Here is an 18,889-nt window from a genome sequence, read left to right as displayed (position 1 = left end):
CTGTTTTCCTGATTCAACTCGGGCTATCTACGGAAAATAAGAGGTGACGACGCAAAGCAGAGTACCGGGATTCCACAGATGTTAATGCAACCGGGACAGCGCGGATGGTTTCGTCGACATGGGCCCTTGCGGCGTATGCTGCGCTATATCGGCATTTTTCTGCTTCTGGTCATTGCGCTGTTGTTTGGTGGGTTTCTGTGGTTTGCCGATACGGTAACCTCGTTGAAGACGCCGGATGGCGTGAAGGCGGATGCCATCGTGGTGCTCACCGGAGGATATCAGCGGGTTGATCAGGCGGTCGGTCTGCTTCGGGACAAGGCGGGGCAAAGATTGCTGATCTCGGGTGCACATCCGGCTGCTTCTCCCGGATCGATCCGTCGTGCGACACAGGCCTCGCCCGATCTGTTCAGGTGCTGTGTCGATATCGGCTACGAGGCGCTGGATACCATCGGCAATGCCAATGAGATCACCCGCTGGATCAGCGATCATGACTATCGGTCCGTCCTGGTGGTGACGAACAACTACCACATGCCGCGCACCTTGCTGGAACTGCGACGGCGCGATCATCGAACGGAATTCATTCCCTATCCTGTCATCAATGCCGATCTTTCGCGAAAGGCATGGTTCACGGAGCCGGATGCCCTGCGCCTGATGCTTGCCGAATATGCCAAGATGGCAGCGGCCAGCATGCGGGCGGTGATCGGCTACAGCCAAAGTGATGGGTTGCGGACCGAGCAGCAGATCGAGACTGAAAGCGCCCCGCCGCGGCGCTGAGTAATCTGATTATCCCATGCGGTTTATCGGATCTGCTTTCGCTTTGGCAGTTCATGGTGTAGGGACGGGCCATTCTGCCATTCGGAAGCGCCTGATGCTTGCTCTGCGTTCGCAAATCTTCAACATCCTGTTCTACGCAAACTTGATTGTCCGCATGATCGTCCTGACGCCGGTGTATTTTCTGCTGCCGCGAAAGAAGGCCTATTCCGTGCCAAGAGCCTGGGCACGATCGAACCACTGGCTGATGGAAAAGATCGTCGGTACGACCTTCGAGATCGAGGGGCTTGAAAATATCCCCGAGACCGGCTGCATTTTCGCGCCAAAGCATCAAAGCTTCTGGGACACCTATGCTCTGCTGCCATGGATGAGTGACCCGGTCTATATTCTGAAAAGGGAGCTGACCTGGATTCCGCTATTCGGCTGGTATCTTAAGAAACAGCGGATGATTGCGGTCAATCGCGGTGCGCGCGGCAAGGTCATGGTCGATGTGATGCGGCGCACCAAGCTTGAGATGGAAAAAGGACGTCAGTTGATCATCTATCCAGAAGGAACACGTCGGCCGCCCGGTGCCGAGCCCGCCTACCGCTATGGCATTGCCCGTATCTACCGCGATGTGGAGGTGCCGGTCGTGCCGATTGCCATGCAGCCGGGCCTCTTCTGGCCTCGCCGCAGCACGATGCGATATCCCGGTCGTTTCAAGGTTCGCATTTTGCCTGCCATTCAGCCCGGCATGGACCCGGATGCGTTTTTCGAACATCTGATCGAGGTGCTTGAAAAGGCCAGCGATGAGGTGCTTCTGGATGCCGTAGAGCGCAATCCCGATCTACCGCTACCGCCGACCGCCGCCAAGCGCGTTGCGGAATTGCGACAGAAAACTGGCGCGCTGTGACATTTCAAAGATGCAGGAGTGCATAAAAAAATGCCGCGTCGGTGACGCGGCATTTTTGTTTCGCCTAATGCAGGATCAGAGCGACTTCTGCAGTTCCGGCAGAAGTTCGAACAGATCTCCGACGAGGCCGTAGTCGGCCACCTGGAAGATCGGGGCTTCCTCGTCCTTGTTGATAGCGACGATGACCTTCGAATCCTTCATGCCTGCAAGGTGCTGAATTGCACCGGAAATGCCGCAGGCGATGTAGAGATCCGGGGCAACGACCTTACCGGTCTGGCCAACCTGCCAGTCGTTCGGCGCATAGCCGGCGTCGACTGCTGCGCGCGATGCGCCAACGGCTGCACCCAGCTTGTCTGCGAGCGGCAGGATGACTTCCTGAAACTTCTCGGACGAACCAAGCGCGCGGCCGCCGGACACGATGATCTTGGCGGAGGTCAATTCAGGGCGATCGGACGACGACAAAGCATCTTCCACGAATGTCGACACACCCGGATTACCCGCCGCCGAAATGGCTTCCACCGAAGCTGAGCCGCCATCAGCTGTTGCAGCGAAAGCTGCCGTGCGTACCGTGATCACCTTTTTGGCGTCGGTGGACTGTACCGTCTGGATGGCGTTACCGGCATAGATCGGACGCTTGTAGGTGTCTGCAGACACGACTTCGATGATTTCCGAAATCTGCATCACGTCAAGCAGAGCCGCCACGCGCGGCATGACGTTCTTGGCGGATGCTGTCGCTGCAGCGATGATGACATCGTATGCGCCGGAGAGCGATACGACGAGATCGGCGAGCGGTTCCGCCAGGTTGTTTGCATAGGCGGCATCGTCGGCCAGCAGCACCTTCGATACGCCGGAGAGTTTCGTAGCGGCATCCGCCGCGCCCTTGGCGCCCGAGCCGGCCACCAGCACATGCACATCGCCACCGATCTTGGCAGCGGCAGTCAGCGCTTTTGCGGTCTGATCGGAGACGCTTGCGCCATCATGTTCTGCGAGAAGAAGAATAGCCATTTTCGATGTTCTCCTTAACCTTAGAGGACGCCAGCTTCGGTTTTCAGCTTTTCGACCAGTTCGGCCACGCTCTTGACCTTGATGCCAGCCTTGCGGCCACCCGGCTCTTCCGTCTTGAGAACCTTCAGGCGCGGTGCCAGATCGACGCCGAAGTCAGCCGGGGCTTTCTTGTCGAGCGGCTTCTTCTTCGCCTTCATGATGTTCGGCAGTGAAGCATAGCGTGGCTCGTTGAGGCGCAGGTCCGTCGTGACGATTGCGGGCAGCTTCACGTCGATCGTCTGGAGGCCACCATCGACTTCGCGGGTAACTTTTGCAGAGCCATCACCGATCTCGACCTTCGATGCGAAGGTTGCCTGACCCCACTTCAAGAGGGCTGCCAGCATTTGGCCGGTCTGGTTCGAGTCGTCATCGATGGCTTGTTTTCCAAGAATGACGAGACCGGGATTTTCCGCCTCGACCACGCCCTTCAGAAGCTTGGCAACGGCCAGCGGCTCCACGGCTTCATCCGTCTCGATCAGGATGCCGCGATCGGCGCCCATGGCGAGTGCCGTGCGGATCGTTTCTTCCGCCTTGGCCGGGCCGATGGAGACGATGACGATCTCTTCAGCCTTGCCGGCTTCCTTCAGCCGCAGGGCTTCCTCCACCGAGATCTCGTCGAACGGGTTCATCGACATCTTGACGTTTGCAAGCTCGACGCCCGTACCATCCGCCTTCACACGGATCTTCACGTTGTAATCAACTACCCGCTTTACAGGCACCAGAATCTTCATGACTTCCTTCCTCAATTCGACTGATGGGGAAAATGCGGCCTCTCCCGAACCGCTGATTGTCAATGGGCGACATGGATACGCATTTTTACACCGAACACAAAGAGTTTTCGGCTTTTCATAGATGTGGAATTGTCATGCCCCCATTCCAAGAGCGACACGCCCCCACAAATTGTGTGGTGACGATGCTCTCGGTGACTACCGGTTTTTGCCGGGTACCCAGAGGATATCAGCCTTGCCGCCTTCGTTGACGAAACGCGATGCAACGAAGAGAAAATCCGACAGTCGATTGATGTATTTGAGGGCTGCGGGACTGACAATTTCACCATCGGTCTTCGATAGCTCCACCATCAACCGCTCCGCGCGCCGCGAGACCGTGCGCGCCACATGCAGATGGGCGGCAGCGGCAGACCCACCGGGAAGAACGAAGGAGGTGAGGGGATCGAGCGAGGCGTTCAGCTGGTCAATTTCAGCCTCGATGCGATCTACCTGTGACTGTACGATACGAAGCGGCTCCCACTCCACTTTTTCGCCCGTGTCTGGCGTGGCGAGATCTGCGCCCAGATCGAAAAGATCGTTCTGGATGCGAAATAGCATGGCATCCAGATCAGCGTGAGTTGCCGTGTGCAGGCGTGCCACGCCGATCAGTGAGTTGGTTTCATCCACTGTGCCATAGGCCTCGACGCGCAGATCATGCTTCAATCGCCGCGGGCCGGTCACCAGCCCTGTCGTTCCATCGTCGCCGGTGCGGGTGTAGATCTTGTTCAGTTTCACCATGATCAGCGCCCCCCACCGGTCAGCCACAGGGTCAGCATGATGAGGATGATGGCAAGAGCCTGCAGCATGACGCGCATCTGCATGAGCTTGTTCGAACGGTTTACGTCCTGACCCTTGACCATATTCATCAGGCCCTTGATCAGAACAAGGACCACAAGGCCCATGACGATCAGAGCCAGAACAGTGGTGAAACTCGACATGGTACTAAAGCCTTCCCCCTGAAAGGTGTCGCTGCTGAAACGCGCCCGTGAGATCTGTGGCGCGTTTTCGATCCGGATTTCTCATTTGTCTTCGGGCAATTGTGGAGGCAAAACCAGTTTTACAGTCTTGCTTTGAATTGCTTTTGTCAGTCCATTCTACGAAGAAGCCGGTACAGCAGATCTGCTGGCAGCAGGCGCTTGGCCAAAACGCCTTTCTTCGCAGGCTTCGTAACAACGTAATGTGGTTTTGGACGCGGGGCGGTCAAGGCATGGCGCAGCACCTTATACACGGCATCCGGGCCCAGCTTGTGTTTGTTCACCGGGCCTGACCCATCCAGCCGCGCAAGCTGGCGCTTGTATTCCTCTGCATGGGCCGAAGTTTCCACATCGATATGGGCCTGAACGGCCGCAAGCGCATTGGCCGTGAAGCGCGACTCGATTGGTCCCGGCTCGATGAGGCTAACGAAGATGCCGGTTCCATCCAGTTCCATGCGCAATGTCACGCTCAAACCCTCGATGGCGTGCTTCGAGGCGTTGTAGGCTCCACGATACCGAAAGGGGACAAGGCCGAGAATCGATGAGCACTGGACAATGCGACCGGATCCTTGCGCTCGCATGTAGGGAATGACCTGCCGCGTCAGTTCATGCCAGCCGAAAACATTGGTTTCGAACTGTAGCCGCAGCACATCGGTCGTGAGGTCCTCTACGGCGCCCGGCTGGCCGTAGGCACCGTTGTTGAACAGTGCATCGATACGACCACTGGTTCGGCTGACCACTTCTGCCACCATCGCAGAAATGGATGTGTGATCGGTGTAATCCATGAGCAGTGCCTCGATGCCATCAGCTTCCAGGGCGGCGAGGTGAGCCGGATTTCTGACGGTCGCGAAAACCCGCCAGCCTTCCTGTTTCAGGGCGCGGGCGCAAAAGGCGCCAATGCCGGAAGAACATCCGGTAATGATGATGCTTTTGCGCTCCGGCATGGTTTCTCCCTTACATTTTCCTTTGCGTTTCCCATATTTCGCCTGCAGTGACAACGGAGTTCCTCTTGGCAGACGAAACGGCAAAGATCCGGTGGCATCGCCTTGCCTTCAAGGTTTTCTATGATGCCTATTGCCATTTCAACGACGATGACGGCTGGGCCATGGCAAGCCATGTGGCCTTGTCGGGTCTGCTTGCGCTGTTTCCATTCCTGATCTTTGGTACGGCGCTTGCCGGATTTCTGGGCGCGAATACATTCTCCGTCACGGCTGTCCATCTGCTGTTCGATACCTGGCCGTCCGATATTGCCGAGCCGCTGGCAGCGGAAATCAAACGTGTGCTGGATATTCCACGCGGCGGATTGCTGACGATCTCCGTTCTTGCCGCAGCCTATTTTGCCTCTAACGGGGTGGAGGCACTGCGCATTTCGCTGAACCGTGCCTATCGCGTGGCGGAAAGCCGGCCATGGTACATCACACGTCTTACCAGCCTTGGCTACGTGATCGTGGCGGTTGTGATTTTTGCCGCGATCAGCATCGTTCTGGTCGCTATCCCGATCGCCATTCGTTTTGCCGGAACCCGTTTGCCCTGGCTTCAGGACGAGCTTTCCGCCATCTCGAACTTTGGCGTGCTTGGAACTGTGATCGTGCTCTTCATAGGCCTGATCGTTTGCCATAAGTTCCTGCCCGCCGGGAGCCGCAGGGTGATCGATATCCTGCCGGGGATCCTGCTGACCTTGATGTGCTGGACCGGTTTCGCGCTCGCGTTTGCCTCCTATCTTTCGACATTCGCGAATTATGCCGCAACCTATGCCGGTCTCGCCTCGGTGATGATCGTGCTCGTTTTCCTCTATATGGTCGGCGTCATCTTCATGCTGGGCGCGGAGGTGAATGCAGCCCTGATGAAGTACCGCGTCTACTCGACGCTCAAACACGCTCGAGACTATCAGAAGGTTATCGCTTCAGACTTGGATCAGCCCCGGTTCGACGAGGCCCACAAGACGGCGGATATCCGCCGGTAAAAGCCCCGCCTGGCGCAGGCTGCCAAGGCCGGTTGCCTGCTCGCTTTTGGAAAGCTTGCGCCCATTCTCTCCAAGCACAAGCCTGTGGTGATGGTAGACTGGCTGCGGCAGACCGAGCAATTCCTGCAACAGTCGGTGCACAGACGTAGCGTGATACAGGTCCAGGCCTCGAACAACTTGCGTCACGCCCTGCGCCGCATCGTCTACCACAACGGAAAGGTGGTAGCTTGAGGGCGCATCCGAGCGCGACAGGATAACATCCCCCCACTGCGATGGATCGGCCGCGATGGTTCCGGTCTGGCTATCGCCTGTTTCCTGCCAGACAAGCGGCGTCGAAATCTCGTTCATCGCCCGCGCCATATCCAGCCGATAGGCAAAGCGGGGCTGCTGCTTCATGAGAGCGTTACGTTCGGATCTGCTTCGGGTTCTGTCATCTAAGGGGTAGTGGGGTGCGCCATCCGGATCTCGCGGCCAGCTTTCGCCCGACGCCTCAGCCGCCGCGACGCGGGCCTTGACCTCTCCGCGCGTCATGAAGGCAGGATAGATGAGGCCACGATCCTTAAGCTTTCGCAGAGCGGCCTCGTAGGAGGCTATGTGTTCGGTCTGGCGTCGAACCGGCTCTTCCCATTCGAAGCCGATCCATCGAAGATCATCATAAATGGCTTGCTCCAGTTCAGGGCGGCAGCGGGTCTGATCGATATCCTCAATTCGTAGCAAAACTCGTCCGCCGCAGGACTTCGCCATCTGCCGGTTCAGCAATGCCGAGAGGGCATGGCCCAGATGGAGCAGGCCATTCGGGCTGGGTGCGAAACGAAAAACGGAATGACGATCAGGCGCAGACATGCTTCCTTGTGACAGAAAACGATGAGACTGACGATGAATTTGATACGAAACGAAGCCGACATAGATGTGGGCCTTGCCCGTCTGGTGGAGATTGATCCGCTTCTGGCGCCCGTCATTGCCGTGGCTGGTCCGGTGCCGCTTCGGCTGCATGAACCCGGCTTCGAGGGATTAGCCTATATCATCGTTTCGCAGATGATCTCGAAAACCGCTGCCAATGCGATCTGGGCGCGCATGGTGGATAAGGGAGCGCATTCCGCCATAGGCTATCTTGCCTGCTCGCCGGAGCTTGTGGCGACTTTCGGACTGTCGCGCGCCAAGGCCTCAACGCTTGAAGGTGTAGCTCGGTCGATTATCAACGGAGATCTGGACCTTGATAGCCTAAGCGAACTTTCTGCGGCCGAGGCGATCCGTACGCTGACGGCGCTGAAGGGCATCGGGCGGTGGACCGCCGAGGTCTATCTTATGTTCTGTCTAGGCGAGCGCGATGTGTTTCCGGCGGGTGACGTGGCGCTGCGTGCAGCTGTCGGGCATGCTCTGGGTCATGCACTGGGCCACGAGGTGCGACCATCTATCGCAGAGTTGGAGAGCATTGCCAGCCGGTGGAAACCCTATCGCTCCGTCGCGGCGCGTCTGTTCTGGGCCTATTACGCAAGGTGCATGGGCCGAAACGCTATCCCCATCAACTGATTCGCTAATCTGAGACTGCGACATCAAAAGGGCTTCACATTCCTGTAACAACGGACCTAATATAGAATAGACATAAGCCGAATCGGTGAGGAGCGTTCGTTGACGATAGCAGTCTCCCCGCAGGCCCTGCCGGCGCTCGTATTGAACGCTGACTACCGGCCGCTGAGTTATTACCCCTTGTCGCTCTGGTCCTGGCAGGACGCGATCAAGGCAGTCTTCCTTGACCGTGTGAATATCATAGCCGAATACGACCACTCGGTTTCTTCTCCCACCTTCTCGATGCGATTACCAAGCGTCGTCAGTCTCAAGACCTACATTCAGCCAACACGAAATCCTGCCTTTACCCGTTTCAACGTTTTCCTTCGCGACAAATTCGAATGCCAGTATTGTGGCTCGCGCGAAGACCTTACCTTCGATCACGTGATACCCCGAGCCCATGGCGGGGAAACAACCTGGGAAAATGTTGTCGCCGCCTGCTCACCCTGCAACTTACGCAAGGGTAGCAAACTTCCCAAGCAGGCAGGCATGTTTCCGGCGCAGAAGCCCTATCCCCCCACCGTGCAGGATCTCCACAATAACGGGCGACTTTTCCCGCCGAACTATCTGCATGAAAGCTGGATGGATTACCTTTACTGGGATTCGGAGCTTCAGCCGTAAAGTCGCCTGACCTGGATCAGGCCTTATTTACGATGGCCCGGATGCCGATTGCCGCGAGTGCTATGCTGGCAAGAACATTCCACCCTGCGAAGGAAAGACCCAAAACGCGCAGGGCCGCTTCCGTGCATGAGGGACCATGAACCGAGTTCAGGTCACTCAACAGATTACCGGCATTGGTGGTGAGCCCGTTGGCGGTGGTGGAGCAGGTCGCCGGCCCCGCCCAGAAGCCCCATTCGACGCCTGAGTGATAAACACCCATGCCCGCACCCACCAGCATCATGATCACGACGATACCCAAAAGGCCACGCGTTACGTTGGCGGGAAGCCGAAACACGGCCGTGGCGAGCGCCCCGAGCGCAACGGGAATGGCCCAGTAGTAGGGTTCGCGCTGCAACAGGCAGAGCGCGCAGGGAATGTATCCGCCAAGGTGCTGGAAGCCGAGCGCCGTGCCAACCGTTGCAGCCATACCGACAGCGAGCGCAAGTGAGTGGCCCATCAGGCTGCGGCGAAGATCTGGAGATTGGGTGGCGGACATCGAAAAGCTCCGGATGGATAGGCTGACGTTCTGATAGGCAAGTCGAAAGCCGCTGTAAATGTTTCTGGTGCCTCAGGGAGATCCGAAGGACGGCAAAAGATCGTGAGCGACTTTCTCGCAAATCAGCACGGAAACATTCCGGCAACGGCTTGCGCCGTGCCTTTTGGCTATGCTAGACGCAAATCACCTGTTTCGATGCCCCGTTGGCGGAATTGGTAGACGCGCCTGACTCAAAATCAGGTTCCGAGAGGAGTGCTGGTTCGATTCCGGCACGGGGCACCATCGAGATCTATTGCAGGTTTTCATTTTGTTTTTCGATGACTGTTTGCACTTCGGCTTGCCACGTGGCGGGCGGATCGGCGTATGCTAGTGGTAGATTTTCCTACCCGTCCCGACCGGCAAGTCCGAGGATTTTCTCGCGCAGGATTCGTGCCATGTTCCGCGTGTTTCTATAGAGATGAAGTTGTGCGGCGACCTGGCGGACATCGCGGTCGCTATTTTCCTTCAGGCCGATGACGAGGCTTCCCATCTCCTCCCGTTCCGTCCAGAAGCGGCTCATGATGGGATGATCCGGCACGGCACAGGAATCGCTACGCTGGATGTTGAGGTCATCCAGATGCCATTCCGTCAGTTTCATCATGAGAAGCTTGCCCGGCGAGTAGGCGGCAAAGTTCTCATCATAGGCGGTCTTCCAGGTATAGGCTTCTCCAGCCATGACGAAGACGACGAGCGAGGCGATTGCGCGACCGTTCAGGTTGACCGTATGAATACGGACGGCGTCAATATCGGAAAGGTTTCCGATGGCCTCCCGGGCGAAGGCTGCGCGGAATCGGTCATTGATCAGGGCCGACCGCTTGCGACCCTTCCAGCCTTTGCCTTCCAGCGCCAGAAACTCCTCCGTCCGGCGGCGGATTTCATCGGGCTGACGGGCAACATCGTAGGTTACGGTTCCCAGTCGCTCCAGGAGGCGCCATTGACGGCGCATTTCCCGCAGGTGATGAGACGAAATTGCCTTACGAAGATAAAGTTCGGGATCTTCCGTGCTCTGCAGGAATGGGCGCTGGAACGTGTTGGTGATGCTGACCGGCAGATTTCGTGCCACTGCCACCGCGCGCATCAACTGGGCGAAGCGGCCATTGAGACGCAGGTCAGGAAGGACGAGAACGTCAGGCAGGCGCAACTGCTTCTGGCTCAGTGCATCGAGCAGATTGTCCAGGGTTTCTGCTGCGTCTTCCGCATCAAGCAAAGGTGTTCCCAATGGGCCGAACGGGTTGGCCCATGCCCGGATGATCGAAGCACCCAGCGAAAAGCCTGGCTTCTCCTGTGAGAAGGGCATTAGCAGTCGCATACGGCTACGGGTCTCGCTGTCATCGCGAATGAGGGCGAACTGGACCTGACGATCCTCCACACGTGGCATGGCGGGCGCCAACATGCGTCCGGTAAAGAAGACATTCGGCTCCATGGCGCGGTTGGACAGAAAATCCAGTTCATCCTGCAGATCATAGCCCATGGATGCCGGGTAGATCGACAAGGTTCGGCCCGGTCTGCCGACCGATGCCCTGATCGGAGCCTCGGGAATGGACAGCTTCGGCTTTTGTGGTGCTACGTCCAGATCAAGACGAAAAGGACCGCGGGGCGGAAGCTCAACCATGGGATGCTCCTTCCGTATTTGGGTTTTTGACCGCGCGGGCGAAGGCGAACAGGATGATCCCGAGCTTTTTGCGAACGGCTATGTGGAGGAGGACTGCCTCCAGCATCATGGTGCTTGCAGTCGCCGAGGCTGCACCGTAGAGGCCGAAACGCGGGACGACGACGATGTTTACGATGACCGCATAGGCAAGCACCACTGCATAGATGGCGACGCAGAGAGACTGTCGTCCGGCCATATTCAGCAGAACTTCGCCCGGACCAACGAGTGCCTTTGCAAGGATACCCGCGAACAGGATGGCCATCAGCGGATAGCCGCTGGCGAAGGCGGGGCCGAAAAGGCCGAGAAGGATTTCTCCCATCGCTAGAACGGAAAGGCCGACCATCAGAGCCGGCCAGAAGGACCAGCGGGCTGCCTGTGCCGCAAATTGCGCCAGCGCTGACCGATCCTGTTCCGCCAGTATGCCGGCAAAGCGCGGTGCGGCCGCTGCCTTGACCGAGAAGTAGACGAACTGCACCAGTGCGATCGTCTTTGCGGCGGCGTAATAAACTGCGACCTGATCCGGCGGCAGGAAGAAGCCGACAACGACGACATCCGCATTGGTCAACAGGAAGCCGATGCCATCGACGAGGAACAATGGCAGCGAGAAGCGGAACCACGGCATGAGTGCAAACGAAAGTGAGCCTTTGCCGAGCTGGCGGCGCAGACGGTAGGTCATCCGGACGAACTGGAACAATGTAGTGATGTAGGTCGCAGCAAGGGCGGCTTCCATCGCCGTGTGAGCGGACTGCGGCTGACCACTCCACACGGCCAGAAGCATGAGAAACAGGATCAGCAACGGACGGATGATGTAGGTAGGACTGAGTGCGGTGACGGCCCAACCGTTTGCCCGGGCCGTTCCGTCCAGCACGTCACCCAGCGCGATCATCGGCAGTGTGAACAGGCCCAGGAAGACCGGTATTATCCAGTAATCCGGGATGATGTGGTCAAACACCTGCATGAAGACGAGGCCGGATATGGCAAGCGCGGTGGCTGAGAGCATGGCGACAATGCGTGCCGTCCAGTTCAGACCGCGCACCAGTTCACTTTCGCCGCGGTTTTGATGCTGTGGCAGGAAGCGGATGACGGCCGTATGGAAGCCGAGGCAGGACAGATTGCCGAAGACGACAACCAAAACCCAGACGAAGGCGAAGATGCCGTATTCGAACTCGCCCATCAGGCGGGCCAGAATGATCTGGGAGAGGAAGGCGATTGCTGCGCTGATGATGCGAATAGCAAAGGCAATCAGGGCCATACGCTGGGCGCGCGCCGTTTCACTATCGTCATGCAGGATCGGTTCCAGCCGACGCAGCAAAGGCGCCAGCCGGTTCTTCAGGCCAAGCGGCAAAAGCCGCTCTGCTGTTTCGATCACTGTCATGAAAAACGCAATACTCTTGGCGCAGCAATTACATATGCCAATTCTGCGCCGTGCACGGTTAAGGAAGCGTGATCCTGTTTCGTAAAAACACACCTATCGTGACACATCTTTCGCCTGTGTCGCCCTTTTGGAAGTTACTTTGGGCCGCGCCATGCAAAAAAAGCTCCGGAAACCGGAGCCTTTCAGGTAATGCTAATTCGGTTGGGTTTTAAGTCCTAGGCCTGCTCGAACGCGCCGTGGCAATGCTTGTATTTCTTGCCGGAACCGCAAGGGCAGGGCTCGTTGCGGCCAACGCGTCCCCAGGTCTGCGGGTCGTTGGGATCACGGTTCTCAGGCGCTGCGACAGCCACGAAACCGCCGCCGTTCTGGCCAAACTCGTCCTCACCGGTCGTCGCGTCGAGATGATGAACCCGCATGACTGGCGGCGGCTGAGGCGCCTCTGGTTCGTCGCGCATCAGTTCCACGCGCATCAGCTGCGCCGTCACACCCTCGCGCAGGTTTGCCAAGAGCGCCTGGAAGAGTTCGAAGGCTTCCGCCTTGTATTCTTGCAAGGGGTCACGCTGGGCGTAGCCTCGGAAGCCGACGACAGACCGCAGGTGATCAAGATTGACGATATGCTCGCGCCACAGGTGATCGAGCGTCTGGAGCAAGACAGACCGTTCGACATAGGTCATGATTTCCGCACCGAAACGCTCCGCACGATCCTTGGCCGCAGCATCGGCAGCCGCTGTGATCCGTTCGCGGATATCGTCTTCGGCGATGCCTTCTTCCAGCACCCAGTCCTGAATCGGCAGATCGAGGTTCAACTGTTGCAGAACCGCTTCCTTCAAGCCGACTGCATCCCACTGCTCGGCATAGGCCCGCTCGGGAATATGCTTGGTGACCAGGATTTCGATCACTTCGTGACGCATGTCGGTGACGGTTTCCGTAAGGTCCGTCGCGTCCATCAGCTCGATGCGCTGCTCGAAGATCACCTTGCGCTGATCATTCGTCACGTCATCGTACTTCAGCAAGTTCTTGCGAATATCGAAGTTGCGGGCTTCGACCTTTTTCTGCGCACGCTCCAGCGCCTTGTTGATCCACGGATGGACAATGGCTTCGCCCTCCTTGAGACCCAGCTTCTGAAGCATGCTGTCCATGCGATCCGAGCCGAAGATGCGCATCAGGTCATCCTGAAGTGACAAATAGAACTTCGAACGACCCGGGTCGCCCTGACGACCGGAGCGGCCACGCAGCTGGTTGTCGATACGGCGGCTTTCGTGGCGTTCGGTTGCAAGGACGTAGAGCCCGCCTGCGGCAAGCGCCTTTTCCTTCAACTGCTTGACCTCGGCGCGGATGGCCGCTTCCTTCGCGTCACGCTCCGGCCCCGGTTCCATGCCGTCCAGTTCACGCTCAAGCCGCATGTCGATATTGCCGCCCAGCTGAATGTCCGTTCCTCGGCCAGCCATGTTGGTGGCGATCGTGACAGCGCCGGGAACGCCAGCCTGGCTGACGATGTAGGCTTCCTGCTCGTGATAGCGGGCGTTCAGGACGTTGAACTTCTCAAAGCCTGCCTGCTTGAGCATGGCCGCCAGAAGTTCCGACTTTTCGATGGAGGTCGTGCCCACCAGAACCGGCTGGCCCTTCTCATGGGCAGCCTTGATCTCTTCAATGATGGCCTTGAACTTCTCTTCTGCAGTCCGGTAGACCTCATCGCTTTCATCGATACGCTGGATCGGCAGGTTCGTCGGAACTTCTACAACATCCAGGCCATAGATGTTGGAAAACTCTTCCGCTTCCGTGGCAGCCGTACCAGTCATGCCGGCCAGCTTTTCATACATGCGGAAGTAGTTCTGGAAGGTAATGGATGCCAGCGTCTGGTTTTCCGGCTGGATCTGCACCTTTTCCTTGGCTTCGAGCGCCTGGTGCTGGCCTTCGGAATAGCGGCGGCCCGGCATCATGCGGCCGGTGAATTCGTCGATGATGACGATCTCACCGTTACGGACGATGTAGTCCTTGTCGCGCTGGAAGAGCTTGTGCGCCTTCAGTGCATTGTTGATGTGGTGAACGATCGCGACGTTCTCGACGTCGTAGAGCGACTCGCCCTTCAGAAGGCCCGCCTGACGCAGCAGGTTCTCAAGTTTTTCCGTGCCGACTTCCGAGAAATTGGCGGAGCGCTGCTTCTCGTCGATCTCGTAATCTTCCGGCGTCAGGGCCGGAATGAAGCTGTCGATCGTGTTGTAAAGTTCGGAACGATCGTCCAGCGGACCGGAAATGATGAGTGGCGTTCGCGCTTCATCGACGAGGATCGAGTCCACTTCGTCGACGATGGCGAAGTAGTGGCCGCGCTGAACCATCTGGCCGCGATCATACTTCATGTTGTCGCGCAGATAGTCGAAGCCGAGCTCGTTGTTCGTTGCGTAGGTAATATCGCAGGCATAGGCCGCGCGGCGCTGGTCGTCATCGAGACCGTGGACGATGACGCCTGTGGTCAATCCCAGGAAGCCGTAGAGACGGCTCATGATGCCGGCGTCGCGGCTGGCGAGATAGTCGTTGACCGTCACGACGTGGACACCGCGACCCGTCAGTGCATTCAGATAGACCGGAAGGGTCGCGACAAGCGTCTTGCCTTCGCCCGTCTTCATTTCTGCGATAGCGCCCTGGTTCAGGATCATGCCGCCGGTCAACTGTACATCGAACGGACGCATGCCGAGCACACGGCGCGCTGCTTCGCGAACAACAGCGAAAGCGGGCACAAGAATGTCTTCGACGGTCTTGCCATTTGCCAGCTCCTGACGGAACTCAACCGACTTTGCTGCAAGCTGCTCGTCGGTCAACGCCTTCATCTTCTCTTCAAGGGCGCTGATGGCTTCCACGCTCGAACGATAGCCACGCACGCGGCGATCATTGGCGGAGCCGAAGAATTTGCGTGCAATCGCACCAAGGCTGACCATGCACATGGTCCTTTCTGAATCGATTTGGCATCAGGTTGCCGAGCGCTCCTGGTACTGCTTGAGCCCGTGAAATTTTCACAGACAAATTACAGTACCCGCCCGGAAACTGTTCTAGACGCGAAGTAGCGTGACAGATAAGAGGGGGGTTGAATGATGTCAACGGTTCTGGCCGATACAGAATGGCCACAATCCGGTGTTTCTGAAGGTGCCATGGCCGGAATCGGGCAGACTGAAACCGGTGCTTTACTTGAAAGGTCCTACCTTATGTTTCGCTCCAAATTCGTCGCGGCGGCGACCCTGGCCGCAGCGTTCACGTTCCACTCGCCTCTCGCTGCGCAGGACAACCCTGTCGTTGCGAAAGTGGGTACGGTGGAAATTCGCAAGTCCGATCTCGATACGGCAATCGCAAATCTAAGCGCGCAGTATCAGCAGCTGCCGGACGAACAGAAGACCGTTGCGGCGCTTTCGCAGATCATCGATATCAAGCTTGTGGCCAAGAAGGCTGAAGATGCCGGCATCCAGAACGGCAATGATTTCAAACAGCGCATGGTGTTCCTCAAGGAACGCGAGCTGCACAATGCCTATCTGCGCGATCAGTTCGACAAGCTGAAGCCGGAAGAGGTCAAGGCCCGCTACGACAAGGAAATCGCAGCGATGCCGAAGGAAGAAGAAGTTCACGCGCGCCATATCCTGGTGAAGACCGAAGACGAAGCCAAGGACATCATCAAGCAGCTTGATGGCGGCAAGGACTTCATCGAACTGGCCAAGGCAAAGTCGGAAGATTCCAGCAAGTCCGACGGCGGTGACCTCGGCTACTTCACCAAGGGCCGCATGGTTCCGGAATTCGAAGAGGCAGCCTTCTCGCTTCCAAAGGGAAGCTACACCAAGACCCCGGTGAAGTCGCAGTTCGGCTATCACGTCATCAAGGTCGAGGATAAGCGCAACGCCCAGCCGCCAGCCTTCGACCAGGTTGAGCCGCAGGTTCGCCAGATCGTGATGCAGGAAAAGTATTCCTCCATCATTGATGAGGCCAAGAAGGCCCAGAAGGTGGAAATCGTGGACGAAAATCTGCGTAAGGGCTATGACGAACTGACCAAGAGCGAGTAATAGCTCTCATCAAGCCTGTACCGGCCCGCTTTGGCGGGCCTTTTCTTGTCCGGAAGCCAATATTGTCTGGAAACTGAGTCATGTCGTCAGCTGTTTCTCCTCTCGCCCCCAAATTCTATCCAGAAATGCCTGTTGTGCGCGGCGTGCGGATTGCTACAGCCGCCGCTGGTATCAAATACAAGAACAGGACCGATGTTCTCCTGATGGTATTCGATGAGCCCGCGTCCGTTGCGGGCGTGTTTACCCGGTCGAAATGCCCGTCCGCTCCGGTTGATTTCTGCCGCGCGAACCTGCCCCACGGCACGGCACGCGCCGTTGTTGTCAATTCCGGCAATGCCAATGCCTTCACGGGCGTCAAGGGCAAGGCTGCGACCGAGTTGACTGCAGATTCAGCCTCCAAGGCTGTGGGTTGCCAGACAAACGAAGTCTATCTGGCTTCAACCGGCGTTATTGGTGAGCCTCTGGATGCAACGAAATTTGCCGGTGTACTGGGAGACATGCACCGATCTGCGGTCGGCGACTTCTGGCTTGAAGCCGCCAAGGCCATCATGACGACCGATACCTATCCGAAGGTCGCCACGCGCACCGCCGAAATCGACGGCGTTCCTGTCGTCATCAACGGTATTGCCAAGGGTGCCGGGATGATCGCGCCCGACATGGCCACGATGCTGTCTTTCGTGGTGACCGATGCTGATATCGCGCCCGCTGCCCTTCAGGCGTTGCTTTCGCAAGGCGTTGGTCCGAGCTTCAACTCTGTTACGGTGGATAGCGATACCTCCACATCCGACACGCTCCTTTTGTTTGCCACCGGCAAGGCTGCAGCAGACGGCCAGAAAAAGGTGGAGACGGCGGATGACCCCCGCCTTGTTTCCTTCCGCGATGCGCTGAACGACCTCCTCAAAGATCTGGCGCTGCAGGTCGTGCGCGATGGTGAGGGCGCACGCAAAATGGTGGCGGTCACGGTGACCGGTGCCGAAAGCGATGCGGCTGCAAAGCGCATTGCCCTGTCCATTGCGAACTCGCCGCTGGTCAAGACGGCGGTTGCCGGTGAGGACGCCAATTGGGGACGCGTTGTCATGGCGGTCGGCAAGTCCGGAGAAATGGCTGACCGTGACCGGCTGGCGATCTGGTTCGGGGATATCCGGGTGGCGGTCAATGGTGAGCGCGATCCGGACTATTCCGAAGCCGCGACGACTGCCGTCATGCAGCAGGAAGACATTGCAATTCGGGCCGATATCGGTCTTGGCAATGGTACGGCCACTGTATGGACCTGCGACCTGACCAAGGAATATGTCGCGATCAATGGCGATTACCGGAGTTGATCGATTGATGCAGGCGACTTCCTTCCACGGCAATCTGCCGCTCGTGCGCCGTCTGGAGGCGGTTGGTTTTCGGGCCTGGCCTGCGGCTTCCGTGGTCTATGATGGCAGCTGGCAGGTGCGTCTGACGGGCGGACATCCGTCGAAGCGTCTCAACTGTGTCGTGCCGCTCGATCCGTCGGATTATCACGATGCCGAAATGCGGATCGAGAAGGCGCGCAAGCGCTTCGAGCATTACGGTCGTCCGCTGCTTGTTCGTGAAACGCCGCTGACGCCACAGCCGCTTCTGGGGCGGCTTGCGCAATCCGGCTGGGAGCCGTTCGAGACCGTGCAGGTGATGACAGCGGACCTGACCGCTTTGGAGTTGCCTGACACGCTCGATCATATTCCAAGCCATGATGTGGGCCGCTTCATCGACGTACTTCTTGCCGTTCAGGGGGATGATCTCTCTCTGAAGCCCGCGCTTGCAGAGATCCTGACGGCGATTCGTCCGACGACGGGGTTTTTCACCTCGGAGCATGCAACGGATGGCCCTCTGGCGGCGGCACTTTGCGTGCAGGACAATGATCTTGCAGGCATCCTCTCCTTTGCCGTGCTCGAAGGGCGCCGTCGTCAGGGAATTGGTACCGAGATGCTGTCGGCTGCGCTTCGATGGGCGCGAATCAGTGGTGCGAGAAGCAGTTGGCTTCAGGTGAATGGCGATAATGCTGCGGCCATCGCGCTGTACCGTAAGTTTGGTTTCCGAAAGGCCTATCACTATCGATACTGGCGGCAGAAGGATTCGACTGTATGAGCTCTCCCGGTCGCCGTCTGCTTCTGGTTGCTGCCTGCGCGCTTGTGGATGCGGATGGCCGCATCCTTCTGGCGCAAAGACCGGAAGGAAAGAGCCTTGCGGGTCTCTGGGAGTTTCCCGGTGGCAAGGTCGAAGCCGGCGAGACGCCGGAGGAAACGCTCGTGCGCGAACTCCACGAGGAACTTGGTATTACCACAAAGGTGCCGTGCCTGGCGCCGCTGACCTTTGCCAGCCACACATACGAGGATTTCCACTTGCTGATGCCACTGTATGTGTGCCGGCGGTTTGAAGGAATTCCCGTTGGGAAAGAAGGACAGGCCATCAAATGGGTGCGTCCGGCCAATCTTCGCGATTATCCCATGCCGCCCGCAGATGAGCCGCTCATTCCCTTTCTGCAGGATCTTCTTTGATCTGAAAAGAGAGATGATAAGGATTCAGTTATCCACAGCCATGGTGCGCTCACGCATATGATCAGTCGCGCGTTAACAGATCCTTTAAGGGATCGATACAAAATAGGGCGCTATTGAACTAAATTGACG

19 protein-coding genes and 1 tRNA gene are annotated in these 18,889 nt (G+C 57.9%); 10 read left to right on the top strand and 10 right to left on the bottom strand.

Annotated features, from left to right (window positions below):
• The first annotated feature begins 78 nt into the window (after positions 1–78).
• On the top strand, positions 79–774 hold the full coding sequence (locus E8M78_RS03400; RefSeq protein WP_137133720.1) for a YdcF family protein: 696 nt from the start codon (positions 79–81) through the stop codon (positions 772–774).
• Between the two features lie 94 nt (positions 775–868).
• The gene (locus E8M78_RS03395; protein WP_137133719.1) at positions 869–1,663 is read left to right on the top strand and encodes a 1-acyl-sn-glycerol-3-phosphate acyltransferase; all 795 of its coding nucleotides are present in this window, start codon (positions 869–871) and stop codon (positions 1,661–1,663) included.
• Positions 1,664–1,738: 75 nt separating this feature from the next.
• Here E8M78_RS03395 and E8M78_RS03390 read toward each other — a convergent pair whose 3' ends face one another.
• From E8M78_RS03390 to E8M78_RS03370, 5 genes are all read right to left on the bottom strand, one after another.
• Positions 1,739–2,668: an electron transfer flavoprotein subunit alpha/FixB family protein gene (locus E8M78_RS03390; RefSeq protein WP_137133718.1), complete on the bottom strand. Its 930-nt coding sequence runs from the start codon at positions 2,666–2,668 to the stop codon at positions 1,739–1,741.
• Between the two features lie 20 nt (positions 2,669–2,688).
• Complete coding sequence (locus E8M78_RS03385) at positions 2,689–3,438, bottom strand: electron transfer flavoprotein subunit beta/FixA family protein (RefSeq protein ID WP_137133717.1); 750 nt, start codon at positions 3,436–3,438, stop codon at positions 2,689–2,691.
• 195 nt (positions 3,439–3,633) lie between these two features.
• On the bottom strand, positions 3,634–4,212 hold the full coding sequence (locus E8M78_RS03380) for a cob(I)yrinic acid a,c-diamide adenosyltransferase (RefSeq protein ID WP_137133716.1): 579 nt from the start codon (positions 4,210–4,212) through the stop codon (positions 3,634–3,636).
• Positions 4,213–4,214: 2 nt separating this feature from the next.
• Positions 4,215–4,412, bottom strand: coding sequence for a twin transmembrane helix small protein (locus tag E8M78_RS03375; RefSeq protein WP_137133715.1), 198 nt, complete (start codon positions 4,410–4,412; stop codon positions 4,215–4,217).
• A gap of 146 nt (positions 4,413–4,558) precedes the next feature.
• Positions 4,559–5,392, bottom strand: coding sequence for an SDR family oxidoreductase (locus tag E8M78_RS03370; protein WP_137133714.1), 834 nt, complete (start codon positions 5,390–5,392; stop codon positions 4,559–4,561).
• A 65-nt stretch (positions 5,393–5,457) separates the two neighbouring features.
• On the opposite strand from E8M78_RS03370, the gene E8M78_RS03365 reads away from it, so the two are divergent.
• Positions 5,458–6,411, top strand: coding sequence for a YihY/virulence factor BrkB family protein (locus tag E8M78_RS03365; protein WP_137133713.1), 954 nt, complete (start codon positions 5,458–5,460; stop codon positions 6,409–6,411).
• On the opposite strand, the gene gluQRS is transcribed toward E8M78_RS03365, so the two are convergent.
• Positions 6,352–7,254: a tRNA glutamyl-Q(34) synthetase GluQRS gene (gene gluQRS / locus E8M78_RS03360; RefSeq protein WP_137133712.1), complete on the bottom strand. Its 903-nt coding sequence runs from the start codon at positions 7,252–7,254 to the stop codon at positions 6,352–6,354. The genes E8M78_RS03365 and gluQRS overlap by 60 nt on opposite strands.
• A gap of 33 nt (positions 7,255–7,287) precedes the next feature.
• On the opposite strand from gluQRS, the gene E8M78_RS03355 reads away from it, so the two are divergent.
• The gene (locus tag E8M78_RS03355; RefSeq protein WP_137133711.1) at positions 7,288–7,941 is read left to right on the top strand and encodes a DNA-3-methyladenine glycosylase; all 654 of its coding nucleotides are present in this window, start codon (positions 7,288–7,290) and stop codon (positions 7,939–7,941) included.
• A gap of 99 nt (positions 7,942–8,040) precedes the next feature.
• On the top strand, positions 8,041–8,598 hold the full coding sequence (locus tag E8M78_RS03350; RefSeq protein WP_062556015.1) for an HNH endonuclease: 558 nt from the start codon (positions 8,041–8,043) through the stop codon (positions 8,596–8,598).
• Positions 8,599–8,614: 16 nt separating this feature from the next.
• Here the strand turns inward: E8M78_RS03350 and E8M78_RS03345 are convergent, their stop codons facing one another.
• Positions 8,615–9,133, bottom strand: coding sequence for a disulfide bond formation protein B (locus E8M78_RS03345; RefSeq protein WP_137133710.1), 519 nt, complete (start codon positions 9,131–9,133; stop codon positions 8,615–8,617).
• Between the two features lie 197 nt (positions 9,134–9,330).
• Between E8M78_RS03345 and E8M78_RS03340 the strand changes: the two genes are divergently transcribed.
• Positions 9,331–9,415: transfer RNA gene (locus E8M78_RS03340), tRNA-Leu, on the top strand.
• Between the two features lie 100 nt (positions 9,416–9,515).
• On the opposite strand, the gene E8M78_RS03335 is transcribed toward E8M78_RS03340, so the two are convergent.
• The 3 genes from E8M78_RS03335 to secA form a co-directional block, all read right to left on the bottom strand.
• Positions 9,516–10,784, bottom strand: a complete 1,269-nt coding sequence (locus E8M78_RS03335; protein WP_137133709.1) for a GNAT family N-acetyltransferase — start codon at positions 10,782–10,784, stop codon at positions 9,516–9,518.
• Complete coding sequence (locus tag E8M78_RS03330; protein ID WP_137133708.1) at positions 10,777–12,198, bottom strand: lipopolysaccharide biosynthesis protein; 1,422 nt, start codon at positions 12,196–12,198, stop codon at positions 10,777–10,779. The genes E8M78_RS03335 and E8M78_RS03330 overlap by 8 nt, the downstream gene beginning before the upstream one ends.
• 215 nt (positions 12,199–12,413) lie before the next feature.
• The gene (secA, locus tag E8M78_RS03325; protein WP_137133707.1) at positions 12,414–15,131 is read right to left on the bottom strand and encodes a preprotein translocase subunit SecA; all 2,718 of its coding nucleotides are present in this window, start codon (positions 15,129–15,131) and stop codon (positions 12,414–12,416) included.
• A 264-nt stretch (positions 15,132–15,395) separates the two neighbouring features.
• Between secA and E8M78_RS03320 the strand changes: the two genes are divergently transcribed.
• The 4 genes from E8M78_RS03320 to mutT all read left to right on the top strand — a co-directional run bounded on the left by E8M78_RS03320 (position 15,396) and on the right by mutT (position 18,760).
• On the top strand, positions 15,396–16,238 hold the full coding sequence (locus tag E8M78_RS03320; protein WP_137133837.1) for a peptidylprolyl isomerase: 843 nt from the start codon (positions 15,396–15,398) through the stop codon (positions 16,236–16,238).
• A gap of 80 nt (positions 16,239–16,318) precedes the next feature.
• Positions 16,319–17,560 carry a bifunctional glutamate N-acetyltransferase/amino-acid acetyltransferase ArgJ gene (gene argJ, locus E8M78_RS03315; RefSeq protein WP_137133706.1) on the top strand — a complete coding sequence of 414 codons (1,242 nt, stop codon included), beginning with the start codon at positions 16,319–16,321 and terminating at the stop codon, positions 17,558–17,560.
• Positions 17,541–18,350, top strand: coding sequence for a GNAT family N-acetyltransferase (locus tag E8M78_RS03310; RefSeq protein WP_137133705.1), 810 nt, complete (start codon positions 17,541–17,543; stop codon positions 18,348–18,350). The genes argJ and E8M78_RS03310 overlap by 20 nt, the downstream gene beginning before the upstream one ends.
• Entirely contained in the window at positions 18,347–18,760 is a 414-nt protein-coding gene (gene mutT, locus E8M78_RS03305) for an 8-oxo-dGTP diphosphatase MutT (RefSeq protein ID WP_137133704.1), read from the top strand. Before E8M78_RS03310 ends, mutT begins: the two co-directional genes overlap by 4 nt.
• The last annotated feature ends 129 nt before the right edge of the window (positions 18,761–18,889 follow it).

This window comes from Rhizobium sp. FKY42 (assembly GCF_005222835.1).
Classification (GTDB): domain Bacteria; phylum Pseudomonadota; class Alphaproteobacteria; order Rhizobiales; family Rhizobiaceae; genus Neorhizobium.
The sequence above is the reverse complement of the archived record's forward strand: the minus strand, read 5'-3'. Positions and strand labels throughout refer to the sequence as shown.